Genomic DNA, 23,069 nt, shown 5'->3' with positions numbered 1-23,069 from the left:
CTCTAACACTTTAAAACTAGAGCATTTTCTGTTTTTCTTGAATCATTAGAAATGCTCTATCTCTTTGTTTTTTAGCATTATCCGACGCAAAACCGCTTCGCACTTTTGCTGGAAATGCTCTAGTTGTCACGGGCGGTTCGCGGTCACGCTGCTTGGGAGAGCGTGTTTGTTATGGGCTCGCGGTGAAGCGAAGAGGCGAGGATTGAGCCTTCCGGCCAGCGGCTGAAACCGCTTTCCACATTGATGTGTCCGGCATGGCCAACATCAACGAAGCCTGAACCCCAGACATTTGCGAGCGCTTCTGCCTTGGCGAAGCTCATGTAATTGTCATTGCGGCTCGCAACGACGATCGACGGGAAAGCCAGCTCATGACGCGGCAGGGGAGCGAAACTCGCAAAGCGGCTGTCTCTGCGGGCCATGGTTTCAACGTCTGCTGGTGCGACCAGAAGAGCGCCTGCAACGTGAGCCGCAGCCGGACGGCTTGCGAGATGCGATACAAGAATACAACCAAGACTGTGGGCGACCAGAACTGCGCCGGGGTTTTCGGCGAGTTTGGCTTCGAGCGCGTGCATCCAGTCGGATAGCACCGGATAGTGCCAGTCGTCCTGTTCGACGAGCACTGCTGACGGATCGTCATGCAACCATTGGCGCTGCCAGTGGCCTGCTTCCGATCCCTTGTAACCGGGGATGATCAATGTCGCAGGCATGCGTTAGTTCCTCTTGGCAAAAGCCTTGGGAGGCTGGTTTCGCTCTGCATCGGGAGGGTATGCGAAGCAATTTCCAAGATAAGGGCTGTTTGATGCCATTTTAAGGAAGATTAATTCAATTTGAGGCGGGTAAGTGAAAATTATACCCGCCCCTCAGGCGCTATTTCTTTTGCTTGTCGTTCCAGCGGAGAACGAATTGTGACTTCTCGAAAACCAGAACTACGATCAGCGATATGGCGAATGGTATCAGAAGGTAGAGTAGGCGGAAGACGATAAGAGCTGCCAGAACGTCAGCCTGATCCATATCCGGCAAACCGGTCAGGAATACCAGTTCGAGAACGCCCAGCCCGCCAGGTGCGTGCGATATAAGGGCTGCTGAAAACGAGACGAGAAAGATGCCGAGAATGATCAGGAAGCCGGGATTGCCTGCTTCGGGAAGCGCGAAGTAAATAATGCCAGCAGCGCCGATAAGTTCGAGGGGAGCCACGATGAGTTGTTGGGTCACAACTGGCAGGCGCGGATATTCCAGACGAAACTTACCGATCTGCAATGGGCGCAGCTGTAACCAGCTACCGAATATATAGAGAAGAATGAAAGCCAGCATCAACAGCGCAATGACAATCGATACTGTCGGCGTGAGATCGGCATTGAACCGCATGAGAATATGCGGTTCCAGCAATAGGACGATGCTGGAGGTTATGATCACACCAAGAATAAATGTGAATGAGCAGAAGGCAATCAGTACCGCAATTTCACTGCCCGGCATACCTTGCGAGGAATAAGCGCGGTAGCGGACAACAGCGCCGGAGACGACTGATGCACCGATATTGTGCGACAATGCGTAGGTCGTAAACGAACAAAGTGCGATGAAGAGCCAGGATATTTTGCGGCGCAGGTGAAGAAGCGCGATGCGGTCGTAGCCTGCAAGCGAGCTATAAGCGAGAAGTGCTGCAGCGGTTGCAAGCAACCAATGATGAGCGCGGATCGCATAAAGACTGTCCAGAACGTCATCGAGAGAGATGCTGCGCAATTCCCGATAGAGAAGCCATGCCGAAATAACGACTGCGCAGATGCCTATTACCGGCCAGATATAATCCTTGAATTTCATTAAGTGGCCACCGCACATTCAATTCGCATGTTTTCCCCTTTTGCTCTTCTATCGTTCTGAACCTTCAGGTTGCTTTAGCTTCAACCGAGGGTTCGAATGGTGCGTGAGGTGCCTGAACGCTCTCGCTCCGCTTCTCATTTTTAATTGCTCTCTCCATGGCACCCGCGATTTCCGCTTCGCCAAGAATGACGGAATCTGCACCAAGATCGTGCAGATATTGTGCTTCAGCTGGCGAACAGGCACGCACAATGATGCGCAAGCTTGGGTTCGCCGCACGGGCGAGCGATGTAGCACGCCCCGCTTCAAATGCATTTGGTATAGCAATCACAAGATTGATTGCTTCCTCAGGATTCGCTGCTTTCCATATTTCAGCATCAGAGGCATTACCCGCAATAGCTTCAATGCCGATTTCTTTCAATCTGAAATAAATCTTGGGCGCGTCTTCGATGATGAGGAAAGGCATGTGCTTTTCCTGAAGGTTTGCGGCCACACGCTTGCCGATTTGGCCATAGCCGACAATGATCGTGTGTTGTTTGAGACCAGTCAGCGGCAACGGTGCAGGTTCAGATACGTCCACATTTGTTTCGTTCAATTCTGCCGAGGTTATGCCGCTGCCCATACGCTTCTCAATCCATGGTCGCATCCGTTCAGCGACGATGAACATGACTGGATTGAGGAAGATGGACAGGATTGCGCCGGCGAGAATCAAATCACGACCCTCGGGTGGTAGCAGATTGAGGCTGACACCGAGCCCGGCCAGAATGAACGAAAATTCGCCGATCTGTGCGAGGCTTGCCGAAATGGTCAGAGCAGTGCCGACCGGTCGGCGAAAAGCGCGGACGATGAAAAACGCAGCGACTGATTTTCCAACCAAAATGATGGCGAGGGTTGCAATCAGGGGCAGGGGATCGCGGATGAGGCTCATCGGATCAAACAACATACCCACGGAAATGAAGAACAGAACCGCGAAAGCATCACGCAGCGGCAGGGATTCTTCTGCAGCCCGATGACTGAGCTCGGACTCGCTCATAACCATGCCCGCGAAAAACGCACCAAGTGCGAAAGATACGCCAAACAGATGGGCCGCACCGAACGCGACACCGAGCGCAATGGCAAGAACACCCAGTCGGAAAAGTTCGCGTGAGCCAGTCTGAACAATAACGTTCAAGACCCATGGAATTACCTTGCGTCCAACTACCAGCATAAGCGCCACAAAAACGGCCACCTTTGCGATAGTGAAAAGAATGATACCGCCAATACCGAGGCCGAGCCATTCGACGATTGGATCGCTTGCTGCGGCGTGGTCGGTCTGGCCGCCGATGCTTGCAAGCGCAGGCAAAAGAACCAGCGCCATGACCATGGCCAGATCTTCGACAATCAGCCAACCAACGGCGATGCGCCCCCGCTCAGTATCGATGAGACGAAGATCCTGCATCGCGCGCAAAAGTACCACTGTACTTGCGGTCGAGAGTGCAAGACCAAAAACCAGCCCGGCTTTCACATCCCAACCAAGCGCCAGGCCAAGGGCTGTGCCCAATGCTGCTGCTGTCGCAATTTGCGCCAGCGCGCCGGGAACCGCAATGGCTTTCACTGAGAGAAGATCTTTAAGGGAGAAGTGAAGACCAACGCCGAACATCAGCAGAATAACGCCGATTTCAGCCAGTTGGAGAATGAGTTCCTGATCGGCGACGAAACCGGGCGTATGCGGACCAGCAATGACACCAGCAAGCAGATAGCCGACGAGGGGAGAGATTTTAAGACGGGTGGCAATGGTGCCGAAAATGAAGGCCAGACATAACCCAATGACGATTGTCGCAATTAAAGGCGTGTCATGGGGCATAGGGGTGCCTTCCCATTCTTCAGTCTTATAAAATTTTTATGGAAAGCCGGGCATGGTCGAAACCATGCCCGGCAATGAGATTACTTCTGCGCTGCCGCAGTGTCTTCAAGCGCCTTGTGCGCTTCCTGGCGGTGCTGCCACCAGTTACCCAACAGAAGCAGGATAGGTGCCGCAATGAAGATCGACGACGAGGTCGCAATGAAGATACCGAACAGCATCGGCACGGCAAAATTGTGAACGGCGCTGCCGCCCCAGATGGCCATTGGAAGCATACACAGGAATGTCGTGACCGATGTGTAGATACAGCGGACGAGCACCTGATTGATACTCATATCGACAATCTCGCGCAGTGGCTTCGATTTATAAAGACGCATGTTTTCACGCATGCGGTCATAAACCACGACCTTATCGTTTACCGAGTAACCGATAGCGGTCAGAAGTGCTGCGATGGCCGTCAGGTTGAAGTCGAGCTGGAACAGCGCGAAGAACCCAACCATTTTTGTAGTGTCGAGGATAAGCGTGATGATCGCGCCCATCGCAAAGAACCACTCAAAGCGCCACCAAAGATAGATGAGCATACCGAGCGCCGAAAGCACGACGGCGATGAAGCCGGAGCGAGCAAGTTCGCCGGAAACCTTCGGTCCGACTACTTCTGTGCGTTCGATCTTTACGCCAGCATCAAGTTCAGTCACGGCTTCGCGCATTTTGTTGACGGCAACCGTCTGCGCTTCCTCACCACCATCCTGACGCTGGATACGGATCAGGACATCATTTGGGCTACCTGCTGATTGGAGGGCAACTTCACCTAATCCCAATGTAGCAAGTTTCTCACGCAATTGCCCCAGATCGGCAGGCTGTGATGTAACGATTTCAGCCTGAATGCCGCCCTTGAAGTCGATGCCATAATTGAGGCCCGGCTTGAAGAACAGACCTATCGACAGGATCGACAGAACGATCGAAACACCAATGCCGACAAAGCGCGCGTTCATGAAGCTGATATTCGTCTTTTCTGGAACGAATTTCAGGAATGGCTCAATGATGAGTACTTTCAGCTTACGCTTACGAACGTACCAGGCCATCGCCATGCGGACGAGTGTGACGTCGGTGAACATGGAGATTGCAATACCGAGCATCATGGTGATCGCGAAACCGCGTACCGGACCTGTACCAAATGTAAAGAGCAACAGGGTAGAGATCAGCGAGGTAACATTCGCGTCCACGATGGTCGAGAAAGCCGCGTGGAAGCCCTTGTCGAGGGCGGCCATGGCGCCCAAGCCTCTTCGCGTTTCTTCGCGAATACGTTCGTTAATGAGAATGTTCGCATCAACCGCGATGCCGATGCCGAGAATGATACCAGCGATACCCGGCAATGTAAGCGTCGCTCCGATAAGGCTCAACGCGGAGAAGGTCAACAAGGTGTGCAGCAGAAGTGCGACGTTGGCAATCGTACCCCAGACCCCGTAGAGGAGCTGGATGAAGACGGCTACAAGAACGAAACCGATGATACCCGTAACAAGACCCATCTTGATGGCGTCGCCGCCAAGATCCGGTCCAACTGTACGTTCTTCGATAACGGTTAGCGGAGCAGGCAGGGCACCTGCGCGCAAGAGTGCCGAAAGCACAACACTGTCCTGAACTGTGAAGCTGCCGCTGATTTGGCCGTTACCACCCGTGATTGGCTCACGAATGACCGGTGCGCTCAGCACCTTGCCGTCAAGAACGATAGCAAAAGGACGATTGACGTTCTTGGTCGTAATATCCGCGAACTGACGTGCGCCGAGGCTGTCGAAACGGAACGAGACGATTGGCTCATTGGTACGCTGATCAAAGCCAGCGCGGGCATCAGTCAGGCGCTCGCCGGAGAGGGCGATCTGATCCTCAATAGGGTATTTGATGTTCGGATCTTTGGAATCCGGCAGGATGCTGACACCCGGAGGCGGCGCATCGTTCGGATTGGCGTCCGCTACCATGTGGAAGCTCATCTTCGCGGTACTTCCGAGAAGCTGACGAAGCTGCGCCGGGTCCTGAAGGCCTGGAAGCTGAACAACGATACGATCGGAACCGACGCGCTGAATCGATGGTTCGGCAACGCCGACCTGATCTACACGCTGGCGGATGATTTCAAGGCTCTGCTGAAGAGCCGAGTCCAGACGATAGTTGAAGCCCGCTTCTGTCAGCGTCAGACGAATCTGATTGTCACTGGAAGTGACGTCGATATCGTTGATCGCTGTACCGAAGCCGCTGGTATTGACCTGCGAAATCAGAGTGCGCAGCGCAATGTCGGCCTTTGCACGCTGATCGGCATCCGGGATGCTCACAATAACAGCATCACCGACAGCGCGGATCGATTGCGGTTGAATGCGCTCGGTGCGCAGCTTGCTGCGTGCGTCATCGAGCAAGGAGCGCAGGCGATCTTTCTTGAGAGTAGCCGCGTCCACTTCGAGAACGAGATAAGAGCCGCCACGCAAGTCGAGACCGAGCGTAACCTGTCGTTTGGGGAACCATGACGGCAACGCGTCGAGGTGCTGCTGTGTGAAGAAGTTGGGCAAGGCGATAATGACACCGATCAGAACGATCAGGCCATAAAGCACAGCGACCCATTTAGAAGTACGCATGAGTTGAAATTCCGGATATTGAGTACTTCAAATTTCGTATCAAATACAAAAGCTTAAAGCACATTTCTTCGTAAGTGATTCAGGACTGGCAGTGCCAGTCTCAAAGATGGTCTTTCAGGCGCGCAATGGTGGCGCACGAACCGAAGCATAAGTGCTTCGCGAAAGCCTCAGAAACCTGGTGGCGCTTGCGGCTTCGACATGCTTTGTGTCGAAGAAGGCCAGTTCATTTGGCGATGCCGAAAGGCCAGCGCCATTTCCGTCAGGATAAGTCGCTTTGATTTTTGCAGCAACTGCCTCGGCAAGGACCGCGCGCATTGGCTGGGGTGCAGGCGTCGATTGCTGACGAGCCGGTATTGCAGGTGCATCCGCGACCTGTTGTGCGGCCATGTTTTTAGGTGTGTTGCGGCAGGCTTCGTCACCGAGTGCAGAAAGGTCCACAGCAAACATAAAGGCTGCAAACGACAGGACGCACGTCACAAACAGCATGAAACCATGCTGACGATGACGATCAGTGTGCTGATCCCTGTTGTTCATGCCCTTAATCAAAACGCTCGGACTTTCCTCTACAGTCGTTCCGCAGAAATTAGCCAGTGCCAGAGCGGTTCTCTCAATGGTCTAACCCGCTCTAGTTATTCGATTTTATGCAAAGCCCGATAGGAAAAGTTCGTCATCTTATCGGTACTTAGCGTTGACACCTACAGCATCGATTCACAAATTGGAATCTATTTCTGTCGTGTTTCGCTTGTTGGTGAGAATGAAGCGGGTCGACATGGTTTTGAATCTCCGGTGCGGAAAAACAGATCCATCCTCGTCTGGGCACGCTCGATTATAAAACCGATTTCGATTTTCAGACCAATGTTGTAGGGGTTGTTTCCGCTTTAACGCGCTTTATGTTGAAACAGTGATCGTGAAATTGGCAGAGTTCAAATTGGCATATTTACCGACGTTCCGCGCCATTGCATTTGCAATGACCAGTTTTGCTGTGTCGCTTGGAGCGCTGGATGGTTCGTTTGCTCAGGATAGCAAACCTGCTCAGCCTGCTGCCGCGCAAGTGGCGCCAGCCCCAGCTGCGCCAGCGGGAACGGCCGTTCCTACCGCTCCTGCACCTGCTACGAATAGCGCGCCCGTATCAAGCGTGGTGCAGCAGCAAAAGCCGATTATCAACGATCTCAAGCAACAAACCAAAACCATCAACGATCAGTTGCAGAAGTCTGCAACCAGCGATGAAACGCTGGCCAATCTCAAGCTGCAGCTTGATAGCCTTTCCAAGAAGCTGCTTGATGCCGGTGTAGCGTTTCGTCCGCGTCTGACCGAAATCAACACGCGCCTTGAACAATTGGGTGCAGCCCCTTCGGGCGATCAACCGGCAGAGCCAACTATTGTCGCAGAAGAGCGTGCGCGATTGGCTGCTGAAAAGGCAGAAATCAATGCGGTCATTGGCGAAACCGAAGACGCATCGCTTTCAGTCAATCAAATGTCGGCAAGAATCGGCAATATGCGCCGTGATTTGTTCACACAGACGCTGTCACAGCGCGTCAGCCTCGACCTGACGCTTGGATCGGAAGTGACATCGGCCGCAGGCGACCAGATGGTTTCGCTATGGAGTGTCGTGAAGTCGTGGTGGCGCTTCGTTTTCACTTTCAAGCTGAACTCGTTTCTTGCAGCGGCCTTTTTCGCATTCGTTGCAGCACTGATCATCCAGCTTGGCGCGCGCCGTATGCTCGGTTCTCTTTATGAGCGTGATCCGACAATTGAAGCACCGTCCTATCTGAGCCGCTTGTCCGTGGCTTTCTGGTCAACAGCTATCCCATCGGGCGCGGTTGGGGTTTTCCTTGCCACAACATATTTCTTTCTTAACTACTTCAATGTCTTAAGGCCCGATATTGCAGCGCTTTTACAGTCGCTCTTTATCGTTCTGGGCATTGTTTTCTTCATCAGCCGGCTCGCATTTGCCTGTATCAGCCCCTACACGCCCGCGTGGCGACTGGTGCCTGTTGCCCCCCGTCCGGGACGGGTTCTTGTCTGGCTGATTACGGGTATGGCGCTGATCAACGGGCTCGACTCGTTCTTCGGCAAAGTCAATCAGATCCTTTCTTCACCGCTTTCGCTGACAATGGCGAAAAGCCTGCTCTCAACCGTAGTAATCGGCGTTTTGATATTAATCATCGCGTTGTTGAAGCCTATTGAGAGAAACGGTGAAGAGGGCGTCCGTCCCTGGCCTAAAGCATTTCGGATTTTCCTGATTATTATCGGGCTTTTGCCGATCTTTGCGGCAGGTTTCGGCTTTATCGGTCTTGCGCGTTTTGCGGCGCAGCAGATTGTCGTAACCGGCGCGTTCCTTGTCACGATGTATCTCGGCTTTCTGACGGGACGGGCGATTTCGGAAGAACAGGCTTTCGCTTCCAGCCCGATTGGGCGCGTGATGCGTGACCGCTTTCATTTTGATGAAGCGACTCTCGACCAGATCGGGCTTGCGGTTGGCATTCTGATCAATTTTGTCGTGGCATTGGTCGGCATACCGCTTGTGCTTATGCAGTTCGGTTTCCAGTGGTCGGAGCTGAAAAGCACATTCTACAATCTGATGACGGGCTTTCAGATCGGAAATATTTCCATCTCGCTGATGGGGATACTGACGGGTATAGCACTTTTCGTTCTTGTTTATCTGATGACGCGCTGGTTCCAGAACTGGCTCGACAATAGCGTCATGGCGCGCGGGCGCGTCGACTCAGGCGTGCGCAATTCGATCCGTACAGTGATCGGCTATGTCGGTTTGGTTCTTGCAGCACTTGTCGCGGTGTCTGCGGCTGGCTTCAATCTTTCCAGCCTGGCACTGATTGCCGGCGGTCTGTCACTTGGTATCGGTTTTGGTCTTCAGAATATCGTCCAGAACTTTGTTTCCGGTCTGATTCTGCTCGCTGAGCGGCCATTCAAGGTTGGTGACTGGGTTGAGGCGGGAACCGTCAGCGGTATCGTCAAAAAGATCAGTGTTCGCGCGACGGAAGTTGAGACGTTTCAGAAGCAATCGATTGTGGTTCCCAATTCCACGCTTATCAATGGCAATGTCGGTAACTGGACGCTTCGCAACAAGCTTGGCCGCATCGATATCAATGTGCAGGCAGCCTATACGGATGAGCCGCGTCGCGTTCACTCTTTGCTGCTTGAAATCATCCGCAGCCATCCGTCGATCTTGAAGAATCCGGAGCCGTTCGTTGCGTTTCAGAGCATGACTGACTCGCTGATGATTTTCGATGTCTATGCGCATGTTGCTGATATTACATCGACTGGTGGTATCAAAAACGAGCTGCGATTCCAGATTGTAGAGCGATTCCACGCGGAAGGTATCCAGCTCGCTTCGTCCTCAACCGATCTCGTACTTGGTGTTTCTGAAATCGAGAAGCTTTCGGAGCTGGTTAATAAGGATGTCTCACGCGCAGCAAAAACGCGGAAGGAAAAGCCAGCAGAGCCTGAAAAGGCTGAAAAGCCGGAACATGATGACAAGGTCTGAATAAACGGGTGTAATTTATGAACATGTCGTTCAGTTGCAGTTCAGTTTTGAAGCTTTATAAATGATCATGAAAAGGGGGCAGGTACACTGTCTCGGAGCAATGGGGCCGAATATCAGGCTTGTAGCGGGAGCGGCGGAAACGCTGAAACGATATGAACAGAACTCAGGTCAATTATGCTGGCAAGGTTGCGATTGGTGCGATTCTCGCTATTTCGTTCTCCATACCGAGCCTTTATGCTGCAACCGTTGCCAATAACGACAGCGCAGCGCAGACTATTGTCGTTACCGAAGGTGCTTCCAAGCGTGAAATGCTGGTTGCACCGGGTGAGACGGTAGATTTTTGCAATGGTGGCTGCTTCGTAACGTTCCCGAACGGTGATCGTGAGGCGCTGAAGGGTGACGAAACGATCACGATTTCAGGTGGCAAGGCGACTATTCAGTAAGCAACTGTGTGACATTGAAAAGCCGGGGTGTTCGCCCCGGCTTTTTGTTGCCTGTCATCAACTGCGCGGCTTGAGGTTTTCCGGATCGTAAAGCGGCTTGTAGCCAATTGATACGACTTCGACCGGATAGGTTTCGCCGAAATATTCCACGTTGAGCTTACGGCCTTCCTGGCAATAGGACCAAGGCAGATAAGCAAGTGCGATGTTTTTGCCGATTGTCGGGCCGTAAGCGATGGACGAAGTGAACGAACGGCGGCCGAGGTCATCGACCAATGTTTCGCCGGTTTCTGGATCCATAACTGGCAGGATGCCAACCGGATAACGAGCGACGCCTTTGGAATCGACATTCTCGCTCATAACCAGCGTGCAGAGCATGGCTGGCTGGTGCTCGCGAGCCTTGTATTCAAGGTGTTTGGCCTTGCCGCGGAAATCCGCTTCCTTGACCTTTGGGCGCGCGAGGTCTGCTTCGAGCAGATTATACTCGGTGAGCAGGTCCGCATTTTGGAGACGCAGGCTCTTTTCCATGCGGCGCGTATTCGCATAGGTTTCGACGCCCACGGCAATAGCACCAGTCGAGCGCAGCGCATCCCAGATGGCCAGGCCATCCTCATAGCGCATATGCAATTCCCAGCCCTGTTCGCCAACATACGAAATGCGGAACGCTGTCACGTCCTTGCCAGCAATACGGATCGGCTTGATGGCTGCAAATGCAAAATTCTCGACATTGAGACCATCGGGATCTTCAACGACTTTCTTGAGATTGTCGCGCGCATTTGGTCCCCAGATGCCAATGGTTACGTATTTTTCCGTGACATCGGTGATGGTGACGTCAAAGCCCTTATCTTCGGCTACGCGGCGCATGTAGTGGAAGTCGCGCGGACCAGCATCAGCGCCGTTGATCATACGGATGCGGTCAGCCATGCGGATTGCGGTGAAGTCAGCACGAACCATGCCTTCATCGTCGAGGAAGTGGGTGTAGATGCCTTTTCCGATATTGGCATCGCCGCCGATCTTGGCAGCACATAGCCATTCCATCAGCTCGACATGATCTGGGCCTTCAATATCGTACATGGCGAAGTGCGAGAGATTGATGATGCCGCAATCATCGCTCAGAGCCAGATGCTCGGCGTTGGATACGCGCCAGAAATGGCGGTTGTCCCATTCGTTCTCACGCACCGGGACGCGGTCGCCATATTTTTCCAGCAGGTGCTCGTTGGCCGCATAACCGTGCGCGCGCTCCCAGCCGCCGAGCTCCATGAAATGGCCACCTAGCTCCTTCTCGCGTTCATAGAATGGCGAGCGGCGAATATTCCTGCCCTTGGAGAATGGCTCACGCGGATGGACTGCTGGGTTATAGACCTTCATCGCGGTTTCAGTGCAGCGATCCCAGATGAACTGCTCAGTCATCTGATGCGGATAGAAGCGCGAATAGTCGATGGCATGGTGGTCGATGGAAGTACGGCCATCGGTCATCCAATCGGCGATGAGCTTGCCCATGCCGGGGCCATCCTTGACCCATATGGCAACTGCATACCAAAGCCCGCGCACCTTCTGACTTTCGCCCATGGATGGGCCACCATCGGTCGTGACCTGAAGAAAGCCATTGAAGGAGTGGCTTTCATTGTAGCCCAGTTCACCAAGGATCGGCGTCAGTTCGATGGCGCGTTCGAGCGGCTCAAGTACCTGTTCCATGTCGAGATCGCGCTGGGATGGTGAAAGACGGGCTTCATGCTTCTCCAGTAGATCACGCGGATGGCAAAGGCGCGGATTGGTTTCCTCGTAGTAGCCCCATTCGATCTGGCCGCCTTCAGCAGTCTTCGGATCGCCGGTGTCGCGCATATAGGCCGAGTTGCCCTGATCACGCAGAAGCGGCCAGCCGATTTCCTTGCCGGTGCCGGCAAATTCATTGTAGGGGCCGAAGAATGTGAGCGGATGGTCAATTGGCATCACCGGCAGGTCTTCGCCAACCATTTCGGCAATCAGACGACCCCATAGCCCCGCACAAATGACCACATAATCGGCTTCAATCGTACCGCGATGGGTGACAACACCCTTGATGCGACCGTTCTCAACAACAAGCGACTGCGCCGGGGTATTGGCAAAGCTTTGCAGTTTGCCTGCAGCTTCGGCCTGATCGATCAGCTTGCCAGCAACCGTCTGCGAGCGAGGGATGACAAGACCCGCATCTGGGTCCCACAAGCCGCCCTGAACGAGGCTCTCTTCAATAAGCGGAAACTTTTCTTTGACCTCGGATGGTTCCATCAGGCGGGCGCGGGTGCCAAAGGCTTTCCCAGACGCCACTTTGCGCTTCAACTCATCCATACGGGAATCGTCACCGACGCGGGCAACTTCAATGCCGCCAACGCGGGCGTAATGGCCCATCTTTTCGTAGAAATCGATGGAGTAGAGCGTCGTCCAGCACGACAGGAAGTCATGGCTGGTGGCGTAGCAGAAGTCGGATGCGTGCGCTGTCGAGCCAATATCGGTGGGGATGCCGGATTTATCGATACCGACAATATCGTCCCAGCCACGTTCAATCAGGTGGTGGACGACCGACGCACCAACGATGCCGCCGAGCCCGACAATGACTACTTTCGCCTTCTTAGGAAACTCTGCCATTTTATGCGATCCCATTTTGTATTTGATGGAATCATAGTGATTGGCATGGACCGACAATTGTCATTCTACGACATAATCACGGCGTGGGGCGACCGAAGCTTATTGGTTGCTGCACGTCGGTGCGTATGCGCATGGTCTGACCATGTATCAAGCTGATGATTTGATTCAGGGGTTAGGCTTATCAATATGATTTTAAAAGAAAAGCCGCACCGTGAGAGATGCGGCTTGTGAGGCAGGAATAGCGGTTAAGCCGCGATGAGCATTTTACGATCAGCGCGCTCCTGCTGTGGCGAACGTCCGTAAAGTTCACGATAGCACTTGGAAAAATGCGACGCGGAAACGAAGCCACACGCGACGGCCACTTCGACCACTGGCATGGATGATTGCAGCAGCAGATGCCGCGCTCTGTCGAGGCGTATTTCGAGATAGTAGCGCGCGGGCGAGCGCCCCATCTCCTGGCGGAAGAGACGTTCGACCTGACGACGCGACAGGCCAATATTATGGGCTACGTCGATGAGTGCTTCTGGTTCAGAAAGATTAGCCTCCATCATTTCGATGATGGTGAGTATCTTCGAGTTCTGAATGCCGAGACGTGCGCGTAATGGCAGACGCTGACGATCATGTGGATTGCGAACCCTGTCGGTGAGGGCCTGTTCGCAAATTCGATTGACCAGATTATCGTCAAAATCGTCGCCGATGAGCTTTAGCATCATATCGAGCGATGCCGTTCCGCCTGCGCAGGTATAGATGTTGCTGTCTACCTCAAAGAGATCGGCATACACCTCCGCCTTTGGAAAGGCTTCCGAAAAACCTGGCAGGTTTTCCCAGTGAATGGCACAGCGTTTGCCAGATAGAAGGCCTGCTGCCGCCAGAATATGCGCGCCGGTACAAAGACCGCCAACCGCGACCCCGCGATTGTATTCCTCGCGGAGCCACGCAAAGACGGACTTGTTGCGGAAGTCTTCGACATAGACACCGGAGCAGACAAACACCATAGATGGGCGCTGTTCGCGCTGCAGAAAGCGGCGCTCGTCTTCCAGCGACGCATTGACCGCGCATTCCACGCCATTTGACGCTTTAACCGGCTTGCCATCAGTGGAGGTGAGCCGCCAGCGATAGGCCTCATAACCCAGCATTCGATTAGCAATGCGCAGCGGTTCGATCGCTGTCGCAAATGCGATCATCGAGAAGTCAGGGACCAGAAAAAAAACAATAGACCGCTTAATCGATGAAGCTTGATTCATAGCCTGATCGTTCCCATTCTCGAAAGCCTTTACTGCGGTTCCCGACGCAATTCAGGCTTTGTGCCTCCGTCATGACATGGGGACCTCATTCAGGCCCAGTCATCCGGTCGCATTTTGACCGGTTATCCTGTTGCAACAGCCCGGATTTATAGGGGGTAGGCTATGACGCAAACAGGACAGACATATTGAGACATAGAACTTTCAGATTGAATAGTGCGGCTAAATGCCTGCCGTATAATGGCATCTATATGTCGCTAAATTGAGGGCAAGGCTTATCCTGCCCTCAATTGTCTTTTTGCATTGTTACTATTTTGGGTTTCTGGTGATGCCCGGGAGGCGATCATCCACGCAAGGCCAGCCAATATCGTGCAAGATATGCTCCGGTAAAGCTTCCAGCATTCTGCGGCTTTTCCTGATGCGCCGCTGATACGCCCAGTAAGAATAATACGAGACTACTGATGCAATCTTATCTTGCAACCAGTACGGGATCATCGTTGGGCGCGAACCGCATTCGCTTTTCAGTGCTTCACATTGAATGCTCATTTTCGTTCTCCTGACAAAAAGTGAGACCAAGTGGTTGAGTTGAGATGCTCTGATCTCGATGTTGACAGCTTGCGACCATCTTGACGTTCAATCAAATGAAATATAGAAAGGTATAACATCAGAAAAATTGAACTAATAAAATGCGGAGTCCACTATGACAGCGCCGGTTCAGCATCCTCTGCCAATGCTCGATATTGATGTGCTGCGTACATTTGCAGCCATTGCAGATACGGGTAGCTTTTCGGCGGCGGCAAATGTGGTGTTTCGCACGCCTTCAGCCGTTTCGATGCAAATCAAGAAGCTTGAGGAGCAGCTCGGTGTCGCCGTCTTTGAACGCGACGCCCGGTCTGTGACACTGACCAGCGATGGTGAAGTGCTGCTTGGCTATGCACGGCGTTTGCTCGCTCTCAATCGCGAAGCAGTAGCAAAATTTGTGGCCCCGACCGTTACAGGCGTGGTTCGGCTCGGTTCGCCGGATGACATTGGTGAATGCGTTTTGCCTCTTGTCTTGAAGCGCTTTGCTGAAACCCATCCGGGTGTAACTGTTGATGTGGTGATCGATCAGAGCAGCAATTTACGTAAGCGATTGGATGAACGTCGTCTGGATGTGACGCTCATAAATCTCTCGCATACGGTCCCGAGCAAAGGCGATGTTGAGATATTGCTCGATGAAGAGCTGGTGTGGGCGGGAGCCAAATGCGGCACCGCCTATCGCCGTGATCCGCTGCCACTTTCAATATGGGAAGAGGGCTGCGCCTGGCGGGGAAATGCGCTTGAGGCCCTTGAGAAGTCAGGACGTCCTTACCGCATCGCCTATATGAGCTCTCATTCAACAGGCCAGCGCGCTGCGATCATGGCTGATCTCGCCATTGCACCTTTCGGTAAAACCTTGCTTGGTGAAGGGATCGTCGCTCTTGGTGCGGAACATGATCTCCCGCAGCTTGGGCGTTATCAGCTTGGGATGATTATCAAGCCTGATGCGCGGCAGCATATTCAGGTTGTCGCTGAACATTTGCGCAATGTTTTCGAAGCCTATCGGCGTAGCGGTCGTTTCGATACTTTTCGTAATGCGTGAGCGAGCAAGCAAAATCTTGGGAAGTTTTACTCATTCCCTCTCTTGCCAGCAAATAAAGCTGCTCTAGATTTCATATGTGACAGCCGACTAACGGCTTCACCGCCAGAATGCCCGGCAGCGCGCGTCAGGTAGTTTGGGAGGCATATTTGGTTGAATTGAACATCTCAATGGAGAGACTGTTATGAAGTTATCCCGTATTGTCCCCGTTGCCATCGTTCTGTGTGCTTTCACGCTAGCATCTTGCGCGAATACGGTGCGTGGCGTCGGACGTGATGTCAAAGGCACTGCGCACGCTGTGCAGGAAACTGTTGAATAAACTAAAATGGTCCGGGCTCGTTACCCGGGCCATTTTTTTGAGCAATTCCAATTTAGAGCGCCGATCTGATTGTATCAGATTGGCGCTCTAAATATTTGTTTTAATGCGCATCTTTGTCCGAAAACCGCTTCACGCTTTTGCTGGAAGTGCTTTAATTTTGCAGGAAATAACTTACTTTCATACTCATGTCTGGACGGGTTTTATACGCGATTGTGGTCGTGGTGATACCCGTCTCAGGAACCGTGATTTGCGCCTCATTGATAAGCGCAGTTATACGCTCGTTGGGCGTTGCTTCTCCAAACCACATGACCAGAGTGGGTCTGGCAGCATTTGCCGCACCAAAAGGCGTTTCGGGGTGAATGACCTGAAGCGACGGATCAAATAAGCGGAAATTCCCCGGGATCTGTGCATTGTCTGTGAGGATAGTCTTAAACTCACCGTGCTGCTTCACTTCATCATAAAGCCGCTGATATTCCAGTTGCCCATAAGGCGGTGTGCTTGAGCCATATGTCAGATAATAACCAAGAATAGGCGGTACGATCAGTGCCGCAAAAATGCTGACCCTCGCGAAATCGCGTAGAGCATTACTACCAGCGCGATAATGCGAAAACCAGGCAGCGGTCGCTGCAGGCAACAAGAATAGTACTGGCTGCAACCAACGATCCTTAATATTGTTCACGCCTGCAGCAACGACGCCAAAAAATACGATCAGCATACCGATCACCAGCAGGTGACGCATGAATGTTTCGCCGGGTGAGAACGGCTTTGGCGGCGATGTACGTTCTTTGAAATGAATGAGTGCGATAATTCCGGCAATCGCAAGTACAACGATCGAAAACAGAAATGCCGCTTCAACGAAGCTTCCCACGCCGTTCAAACGATCTGCAAAAAGATTACCGGAAGCGCCAATTTGCAGCTTGGCAGATCGGGCGATGACGCTTGATTTATGCGCCAACATCCACGAACCGGTTGGTGCGAATGAAGCGCCGAAGGCAAGAATGGTAACCAGCGAGAGCTTGGAAAGAAGGATTCTTCTATATTCTGGAACAGACAGGCCGGTGGCGATCAGCATGATAACGAAGATCGATGCGTTGAATTTACCCAGAATGGCCGCCGTCATGGTAATTCCAAGTACGGCTGCCGAACCCACATGACGGGAACGCATGTGCCAGGCGAAAGCCAGGAAGGCCCAACCACATCCTGCTGTACCTGCGATGGAATGCGTCAGCGCTCGTTGTGATTCCCAGCCGATTTGCGGCACGAGAAACAGCCCCAGCATCGATGTGGATGCAACAATGCGCGAGAAACCGAGCAAACGCATTGCGCCAAACACGCTCAGGAACAAGCTTGCAAGCATGCCGAATTTGACGATTTGCAGCGTCAGCATTGAGGTGCCAAGCACCGAGGCGGCGATATTTGTTATCCATGTATAGAGCGGGGGCTGCGAGCCGCCATATCCCCAATCGAGATAGCCGATATTGGCGAGCTGCTCGGCATCATCAAGGCCAGCACCATTTGATACAAGCGTGACAAAAACTGCCTGGAAGGCGAAATAGCAAAGGACAAAAAGCACTGCCGCCGGCAGACCGAAGGTATTTTTTTCGGCTGAAGGCGCCGTTATTGGTCTTGTTGTATTCAAAATCTATTGGCCCCAGAAAGAATTAGGTTTTGTTCGGCTAGCAAGCAGCGGCTAGCTTTCACAGGATTGTGGCCTTAATTCAATCGCAGCAGCTAATTCTTATGCAAAAATCACGGATAAGTTATAATTATAACAACGGCAAAAACCGCGCTGCCTCGTCAGGTGCACGGTCTTGCCAAAAACGCATGGCGTTCCCGCCAAACAATACACAGGCGGGAGAGACTGAAGCTCCGGTACGCAGTACCAGATCCGGAGCAACGAGAGGGTTTGACCCGTCTCTTGCTCCCTTTTAGCGCAACATCGTTACCGGACGGTTATCAGATACTTAAGCAAATCTAAACAAAGCAAGTTTTTTCACTTTTCTGGAGAAAAAATCCTTAGAGCGGTTCCAGTTACAGTTGAAACGTCAGAACAGCTCTAAATCTTCGTGCATTTACCTCAGGCATAACGACATCGTATTTTTTACCCAGAAGTTTTAGTCCCCCGCTTTGGTTGCGCGTAGAAAATTGATAATGCCCGAAAAATCTTCTCCGCCATGGCCGTCACTGTCGAAGCGGCTGTAAAGTTCTTCCGCATGTGCTCCCAACGGTGTTGCTGCGCCAGCACTTTTAGCGGCTTCCTGCGAAAGCTTCAGGTCTTTCAACATCAGGGCTGCTGCAAATCCGGGTTTGTAATCACGATTGGCGGGCGAAGTTGGCACTGGGCCTGGTACGGGGCAATAGGTGGTCAGTGACCAGCATTGGCCGGAGGATGTTGAGGCTACATCGAACAGCGCCTGATGAGAGAGGCCCAGTTTTTCGGCCAGTACAAACGCCTCACTGACGCCAATCATGGAAATGCCCAGAATCATGTTGTTACAGATTTTCGCGGCCTGTCCCGCACCATCGCCACCGCAATGGACGATTTTGCCAGCCATAGGCTTGAGAATTGAATCTGCTTTGCCAAATGCGTCATCGCTGCCGCCCGCCATGAAGGTGAGCGTGCCTGCGGCAGCGCCGCCTGTCCCGCCAGATACAGGCGCGTCGATCGAAAGGTGACCGTATCTGGCCGCGATCTCGTGTGCCTTGCGTGCCGAATCAACATCGATTGTCGAGCAATCGATGAAAACTGAATCTTTTCTGGCTTTAGGCGCAATGTCTTCATAAACCGAAAGAACATGTCTACCTGCGGGCAGCATGGTGATGACTGCATCCGTATCGCTGACAGCTTCCGCAGCACTTGCAGCAATCTGGAGGCCGTTGGCTTTCGCTTCCTCAAGATGAGCAGGCAACAAATCGAAACCTATGACCTTATGCCCGGCTTTTACCAGATTGGCGGCCATTGGGCCGCCCATATTGCCGAGGCCGATAAATGCGATAGTGGCCATGATTTTCTCCCATTCAATATGTGTATCAGCGTCCGATCAGCTGGCGTGCAATGATGACGCGCATAATCTCGTTTGTACCTTCAAGGATCTGGTGAACGCGCAGATCGCGGACAAGCTTTTCGATGCCGTAATCGTGCAGATAGCCGTAGCCGCCAAGAAGTTGTAAAGCGTCGTTGGCGACATCAAAACCTGTGTCTGTCACAAAACGCTTGGCCATAGCAGACCATTTGCCTGCGTCGTGGGTTTTGCGGTCGAGCTTGCTTGCGGCCGTGTAAAGGAGCTGGCGTGCCGCCGAAAGCTCGGTTTCCATGTCGGCGAGGCGGAACTGCAAAGCCTGAAAACGATCAATCGTCTGGCCGAAAGCTTTGCGCTGCCCGCAATACTCCAGCGCTTTGTTAAGTGCTGATTGCGCACCGCCCATTGAACATGCGGCGATGTTCAGCCTTCCGCCATCAAGTCCGGCCATTGCAATCTTGAAGCCAGTACCTTCGTCACCCAAACGATTGGCAACTGGAACGCGGCAATTGTCGAAAATGACTGTGCGAGTTGGCTGCATATTCCAGCCCATCTTGTGTTCATTGGCTCCAAAAGACAGTCCGGGTGCATCTTTCGGCACAACGAGAGTAGAAATTCCTTTTGAGCCGTCCTCGCCGGTACGCACCATGGTAACGTAAAGATCAGTCGCGCCAGCGCCGGAAATGAATTGCTTGGTTCCGTTGATGACATAGTGTTCGCCATCACGCTCAGCGCGCGTACGAAGGGCTGCCGCGTCGGAGCCGGAGCCAGGCTCGGTAAGACAGTAGCTTGCGAGGGTTTCCATAGATGTCAGTTTGGGCAGGAACATCTGGCGCTGGTTTTCATCGCCAAATGTGTCGATCATCCACGCAGCCATATTGTGAATGGAAATAAACGCCGAAAAAGCCGGACAGGCTTCGGCCAGTGCCTCAAAAATAAGGACTGCATCCGAGCGCTTGAGCGCTGAGCCGCCGACATCGTCGCGCACATAAATACCACCCATCCCCAGTGGGCCGGTTTCTTTAATGACATCTATCGGAAAGTGTTTGTCGCGATCCCACTGCAGCGCGTGAGGCGCTACAAAATCGGCAGCAAAACCACGCGCCATCTCCTGAATAGCGAGTTGGTCTTCGTTGAGTTCGAATTGATTCTGGTCCGCCGTATCCATGGTTTCCTCCCTATGAGCACCGCGCCTCCTAGCCCGACTAGATCACAATGGCGCGTTGCTGCCAACGCTCCATTGGAATAATGTTGCTCACTTTTGTAATAATCGGATGCGCATTTTTGCATATAAGCTTGCGGAAAGGTGCAGCGATTGCCAGTCGCAGAAACTTGGGATAGGCACGGGACATGACACGCGCGATCATGTTTCAGGGAACGGGTTCGGATGTCGGCAAAAGCGTGCTTGTTGCAGGTCTTTGCCGGGTTGCCCGCAATCGCGGACTGAAAGTCCGGCCATTTAAACCGCAAAATATGTCCAACAATGCAGCCGTCAGTGACGATGGCGGCGAAATTGGCCGCGCGCAGTGGCTGCAGGCATTGGCTTGCGGTGTGCCATCATCTTTTCATATGAATCCGGTTCTTTTGAAGCCGCAAACCGATATGGGCAGTCAGGTGATTGTTCAGGGGCAAGTGCGGGGAGAGGCCCGCGGGCGCTATTATCAGCAGTTGAAGCCGCAACTTATGGCGGCGGTGATGGAATCTTTTGGCATTGTCAGTGACGGCGCTGATCTTGTACTGATCGAAGGAGCCGGTTCGCCTGCAGAGATCAATCTGCGCGCTGGCGACATTGCCAATATGGGCTTTGCCACGCAAGCCAATGTGCCGGTGGTGCTGGTGGGAGATATTGACCGGGGCGGTGTTATTGCATCGCTGGTCGGTACGCACACAATTTTGTCGGAAGAAGATCGCGCGATGGTGCGTGGTTTTCTTATCAATAAGTTTCGCGGTGATATTTCGCTGTTTGATGATGGCTTGACTGCGATCACAGACTTCACGGGTTGGCGGTCTTTCGGCGTCGTTCCGTGGCTCAAAGCAGTTTCACGTTTGCCTGCAGAAGATTCGGTCGTGCTGGAGCGGGCAACGCGCGGTGATGCCAAAGCTTTAAAAGTGGCAGTACCAATGCTGCCGCGTATAGCAAATTTTGATGATCTCGATCCATTGAAAACAGAGCGCCAAGTCGAGGTCGTCATGGTTCCACCGGGGCAGCCATTGCCACATGATGCGGGCCTTGTCGTTCTGCCGGGAACCAAATCCACGATAGCTGATCTGATTGCCTTCCGTGAAAACGGTTGGGAGCGAGATTTACGGGCCCATGTGCGGCGCGGCGGGCATGTGCTTGGCATTTGTGGTGGGTTTCAGATGCTCGGAAGCCGCATCAGTGATCCTGAAGGCATCGAAGGGCAGGTTCACGAGATTGAAGGACTTGGATTGCTCGACGTTGAGACTGTGATGGAGCCGGAGAAAGTTGTGCGTAACGTCGCGGCCCGCTCGGTGCTCTTTGATACAGCTCTTGAAGGTTATGAAATTCACATCGGTCGCACTGGGGGGGCAGATGTTATTCGCCCGTTTGCCCGCATTGGCGATCATGATGATGGAGCCATGTCAGCGAATGGCCGGATCATAGGGACATATCTGCATGGTGTTTTTGGAGCAGATGATTTTCGGCAGCATTTTCTCGCAGCACTCGGCGTAAGCAGCTCAGGCGGGAATTATCGTGCTGGCATCGAAGCGGCACTTGATGAGTTGGCTGAAGGTTTGGAAAGCTGTCTGCATATCGACGATCTATTTAGTTTGTCCTGATTTTAAGTCAGACGTTATGAAACCCCAAAGAATTTATTGAAAAATTCATTCTGTAATAAATTATTTCTAGCAATTTTTGCGACAAAATTTATTGCGATTTATAGTTTAGTATTTATGTATTAAATATAGAATAATATTTACTTGAATTGATATTTTATTTGTATTGTTTTTAGAGGTAATTGTGAAGTCTGATTCAATTTTATTAGAAAATACTAATAATAATTATACGGATTTGAATAAGAGGTTTTTGTATTTTTTTATTGCCTTCACAGGTGTATTTATAATTTTTCCGCAAATTGATCTTGCTGTATCAAGATATTTTTTCAGGTCAGGTTCTTTCTTTATTTCTGAGAATTTTTTCTGGACTTTTCTAAGAGATATGCATCGGTCAAGTCAGTGGTTTTTTTTGATCGCTGTGTTGGTCTTGCCGGTATTGTATGCGGTGTGGCGATGCCCGCTTCCTTCAATTGCACCGCATAAAATTCTCTATGTCAGTTTGACCTTTATCCTTGGGTCGGGGGCCTTGGTTCAAGGCTTGAAGATACTCATAGGGAGAGCGCGGCCAAGGCATTTGATCGAGTTTGGCGGTTTGTCCGATTTTACGCCTGCATGGCAATTGGCGGGCATATGTCGCAACAACTGCTCATTTCCATCAGGAGAATCGTCTGCAGCAGCAGTGATGTTATCTCTGCTCGTTTTTGTTCCTGCCCGCAGACGTAAGGTTGCCGCGTTTATCCTTGTACCATTGTTGGTGCTCATTTCGTTGAATCGTGTGTTTATGGGTGCGCATTTTCTATCGGATGTGGTTATTGCCTGGACGCTGATCGTTGGTCTTATGCTTTGGCTGCGGCCTAGAGTTTCGCGTAATGCGGATGCAATTGACAACTGGGTAAGGCTTCGAGGAGAGACTGCCCGCAAGCGTCTATACCCGATAGGCTGATTGACGCCGCATTGGCGAAGGCCTAGTGTCAATTTATGCAACAGGTTTTGCCGGGACGAAGCCCCGGCGATACCAAAAGGGAATGCGACGGACGGACCCAATCCGGGCGTCTTTATCGCAGCCGACCCCGCGACTGTAGAGCGGAGAGGGATGAGGCAAGCCGGTTAACCGGCAGCCACTGGAAACCATCAGCGTTTCTGGGAAGGCAGCTTCAGACCCTGCGACCCGTGAGCCAGGAGACCTGCCTGTTGCGTGAAGGGCATTATGCCCGCACCTGATGGGAGGTTTTCCC

Annotated in this window: 16 protein-coding genes and 1 riboswitch; of the genes, 6 read left to right on the top strand and 10 right to left on the bottom strand. The window is 52.5% G+C overall.

From position 1 onward, the window contains the following. Window positions 1-143 precede the first annotated feature (143 nt). The 5 genes from C9380_RS07815 to C9380_RS07795 all read right to left on the bottom strand — a co-directional run bounded on the left by C9380_RS07815 (window position 144) and on the right by C9380_RS07795 (window position 6,804). Window positions 144-707: an alpha/beta hydrolase gene (locus C9380_RS07815; protein ID WP_100558814.1), complete on the bottom strand. Its 564-nt coding sequence runs from the start codon at window positions 705-707 to the stop codon at window positions 144-146. A gap of 160 nt (window positions 708-867) precedes the next feature. Then, the gene (locus C9380_RS07810; protein WP_024898904.1) at window positions 868-1,815 is read right to left on the bottom strand and encodes a lysylphosphatidylglycerol synthase domain-containing protein; all 948 of its coding nucleotides are present in this window, start codon (window positions 1,813-1,815) and stop codon (window positions 868-870) included. A 64-nt stretch (window positions 1,816-1,879) separates the two neighbouring features. Beyond that, window positions 1,880-3,655 (bottom strand): cation:proton antiporter domain-containing protein, encoded by a 1,776-nt coding sequence (locus tag C9380_RS07805; RefSeq protein WP_128093326.1) that lies wholly within the window; start codon window positions 3,653-3,655, stop codon window positions 1,880-1,882. An 80-nt stretch (window positions 3,656-3,735) separates the two neighbouring features. Next, complete coding sequence (gene secD, locus C9380_RS07800; protein ID WP_128093325.1) at window positions 3,736-6,270, bottom strand: protein translocase subunit SecD; 2,535 nt, start codon at window positions 6,268-6,270, stop codon at window positions 3,736-3,738. Window positions 6,271-6,384: 114 nt separating this feature from the next. Further along, window positions 6,385-6,804 (bottom strand): hypothetical protein, encoded by a 420-nt coding sequence (locus tag C9380_RS07795; RefSeq protein WP_024898907.1) that lies wholly within the window; start codon window positions 6,802-6,804, stop codon window positions 6,385-6,387. A gap of 433 nt (window positions 6,805-7,237) precedes the next feature. Between C9380_RS07795 and C9380_RS07790 the strand changes: the two genes are divergently transcribed. Continuing rightward, entirely contained in the window at window positions 7,238-9,775 is a 2,538-nt protein-coding gene (locus C9380_RS07790; protein WP_374844402.1) for a mechanosensitive ion channel domain-containing protein, read from the top strand. A 152-nt stretch (window positions 9,776-9,927) separates the two neighbouring features. Beyond that, window positions 9,928-10,218 (top strand): hypothetical protein, encoded by a 291-nt coding sequence (locus C9380_RS07785; protein ID WP_024898909.1) that lies wholly within the window; start codon window positions 9,928-9,930, stop codon window positions 10,216-10,218. 57 nt (window positions 10,219-10,275) lie between these two features. Here C9380_RS07785 and C9380_RS07780 read toward each other — a convergent pair whose 3' ends face one another. Then, on the bottom strand, window positions 10,276-12,837 hold the full coding sequence (locus C9380_RS07780) for a GcvT family protein (RefSeq protein WP_128093323.1): 2,562 nt from the start codon (window positions 12,835-12,837) through the stop codon (window positions 10,276-10,278). Between the two features lie 245 nt (window positions 12,838-13,082). Beyond that, entirely contained in the window at window positions 13,083-14,081 is a 999-nt protein-coding gene (locus C9380_RS07775) for a GlxA family transcriptional regulator (protein ID WP_024898911.1), read from the bottom strand. 697 nt (window positions 14,082-14,778) lie between these two features. Here C9380_RS07775 and C9380_RS07765 point away from each other — a divergent pair. Further along, window positions 14,779-15,699, top strand: coding sequence for a LysR family transcriptional regulator (locus C9380_RS07765; protein WP_024898912.1), 921 nt, complete (start codon window positions 14,779-14,781; stop codon window positions 15,697-15,699). A 181-nt stretch (window positions 15,700-15,880) separates the two neighbouring features. Next, complete coding sequence (locus tag C9380_RS07760; protein WP_007875604.1) at window positions 15,881-16,015, top strand: entericidin A/B family lipoprotein; 135 nt, start codon at window positions 15,881-15,883, stop codon at window positions 16,013-16,015. A 151-nt stretch (window positions 16,016-16,166) separates the two neighbouring features. Here C9380_RS07760 and C9380_RS07755 read toward each other — a convergent pair whose 3' ends face one another. From C9380_RS07755 to C9380_RS07745, 3 genes are all read right to left on the bottom strand, one after another. After that, window positions 16,167-17,588, bottom strand: coding sequence for an ArnT family glycosyltransferase (locus tag C9380_RS07755; protein ID WP_235822346.1), 1,422 nt, complete (start codon window positions 17,586-17,588; stop codon window positions 16,167-16,169). A gap of 541 nt (window positions 17,589-18,129) precedes the next feature. Further along, window positions 18,130-19,020 carry a 3-hydroxyisobutyrate dehydrogenase gene (gene mmsB / locus C9380_RS07750; RefSeq protein ID WP_128093322.1) on the bottom strand — a complete coding sequence of 297 codons (891 nt, stop codon included), beginning with the start codon at window positions 19,018-19,020 and terminating at the stop codon, window positions 18,130-18,132. Between the two features lie 25 nt (window positions 19,021-19,045). After that, window positions 19,046-20,203 carry an isobutyryl-CoA dehydrogenase gene (locus C9380_RS07745; protein WP_128093321.1) on the bottom strand — a complete coding sequence of 386 codons (1,158 nt, stop codon included), beginning with the start codon at window positions 20,201-20,203 and terminating at the stop codon, window positions 19,046-19,048. 182 nt (window positions 20,204-20,385) lie between these two features. Between C9380_RS07745 and C9380_RS07740 the strand changes: the two genes are divergently transcribed. Continuing rightward, window positions 20,386-21,837 (top strand): cobyric acid synthase, encoded by a 1,452-nt coding sequence (locus C9380_RS07740; RefSeq protein WP_105705805.1) that lies wholly within the window; start codon window positions 20,386-20,388, stop codon window positions 21,835-21,837. A gap of 181 nt (window positions 21,838-22,018) precedes the next feature. Continuing rightward, entirely contained in the window at window positions 22,019-22,777 is a 759-nt protein-coding gene (locus C9380_RS07735; protein ID WP_210249756.1) for a phosphatase PAP2 family protein, read from the top strand. A 25-nt stretch (window positions 22,778-22,802) separates the two neighbouring features. Beyond that, window positions 22,803-23,040, top strand: a riboswitch (cobalamin riboswitch). The last annotated feature ends 29 nt before the right edge of the window (window positions 23,041-23,069 follow it).

Source organism: Brucella pituitosa (genome assembly GCF_003049685.1).
Classification (GTDB): domain Bacteria; phylum Pseudomonadota; class Alphaproteobacteria; order Rhizobiales; family Rhizobiaceae; genus Brucella; species Brucella pituitosa.
The sequence above is the reverse complement of the archived record's forward strand: the minus strand, read 5'-3'. Positions and strand labels throughout refer to the sequence as shown.

Bases quoted from the DNA above. Each gene is read 5' to 3' on its own strand.
- C9380_RS07815 (WP_100558814.1), bottom strand. From the start codon at position 707: ATGCCTGCGACATTGATCATCCCCGGTTACAAGGGATCGGAAGCAGGC.
- C9380_RS07810 (WP_024898904.1), bottom strand. From the start codon at position 1,815: ATGAAATTCAAGGATTATATCTGGCCGGTAATAGGCATCTGCGCAGTC.
- C9380_RS07805 (WP_128093326.1), bottom strand. From the start codon at position 3,655: ATGCCCCATGACACGCCTTTAATTGCGACAATCGTCATTGGGTTATGT.
- secD (WP_128093325.1), bottom strand. From the start codon at position 6,270: ATGCGTACTTCTAAATGGGTCGCTGTGCTTTATGGCCTGATCGTTCTG.
- C9380_RS07795 (WP_024898907.1), bottom strand. From the start codon at position 6,804: ATGAACAACAGGGATCAGCACACTGATCGTCATCGTCAGCATGGTTTC.
- C9380_RS07790 (WP_374844402.1), top strand. From the start codon at position 7,238: ATGACCAGTTTTGCTGTGTCGCTTGGAGCGCTGGATGGTTCGTTTGCT.
- C9380_RS07785 (WP_024898909.1), top strand. From the start codon at position 9,928: ATGAACAGAACTCAGGTCAATTATGCTGGCAAGGTTGCGATTGGTGCG.
- C9380_RS07780 (WP_128093323.1), bottom strand. From the start codon at position 12,837: ATGGCAGAGTTTCCTAAGAAGGCGAAAGTAGTCATTGTCGGGCTCGGC.
- C9380_RS07775 (WP_024898911.1), bottom strand. From the start codon at position 14,081: ATGAATCAAGCTTCATCGATTAAGCGGTCTATTGTTTTTTTTCTGGTC.
- C9380_RS07765 (WP_024898912.1), top strand. From the start codon at position 14,779: ATGACAGCGCCGGTTCAGCATCCTCTGCCAATGCTCGATATTGATGTG.
- C9380_RS07760 (WP_007875604.1), top strand. From the start codon at position 15,881: ATGAAGTTATCCCGTATTGTCCCCGTTGCCATCGTTCTGTGTGCTTTC.
- mmsB (WP_128093322.1), bottom strand. From the start codon at position 19,020: ATGGCCACTATCGCATTTATCGGCCTCGGCAATATGGGCGGCCCAATG.
- C9380_RS07745 (WP_128093321.1), bottom strand. From the start codon at position 20,203: ATGGATACGGCGGACCAGAATCAATTCGAACTCAACGAAGACCAACTC.
- C9380_RS07740 (WP_105705805.1), top strand. From the start codon at position 20,386: ATGACACGCGCGATCATGTTTCAGGGAACGGGTTCGGATGTCGGCAAA.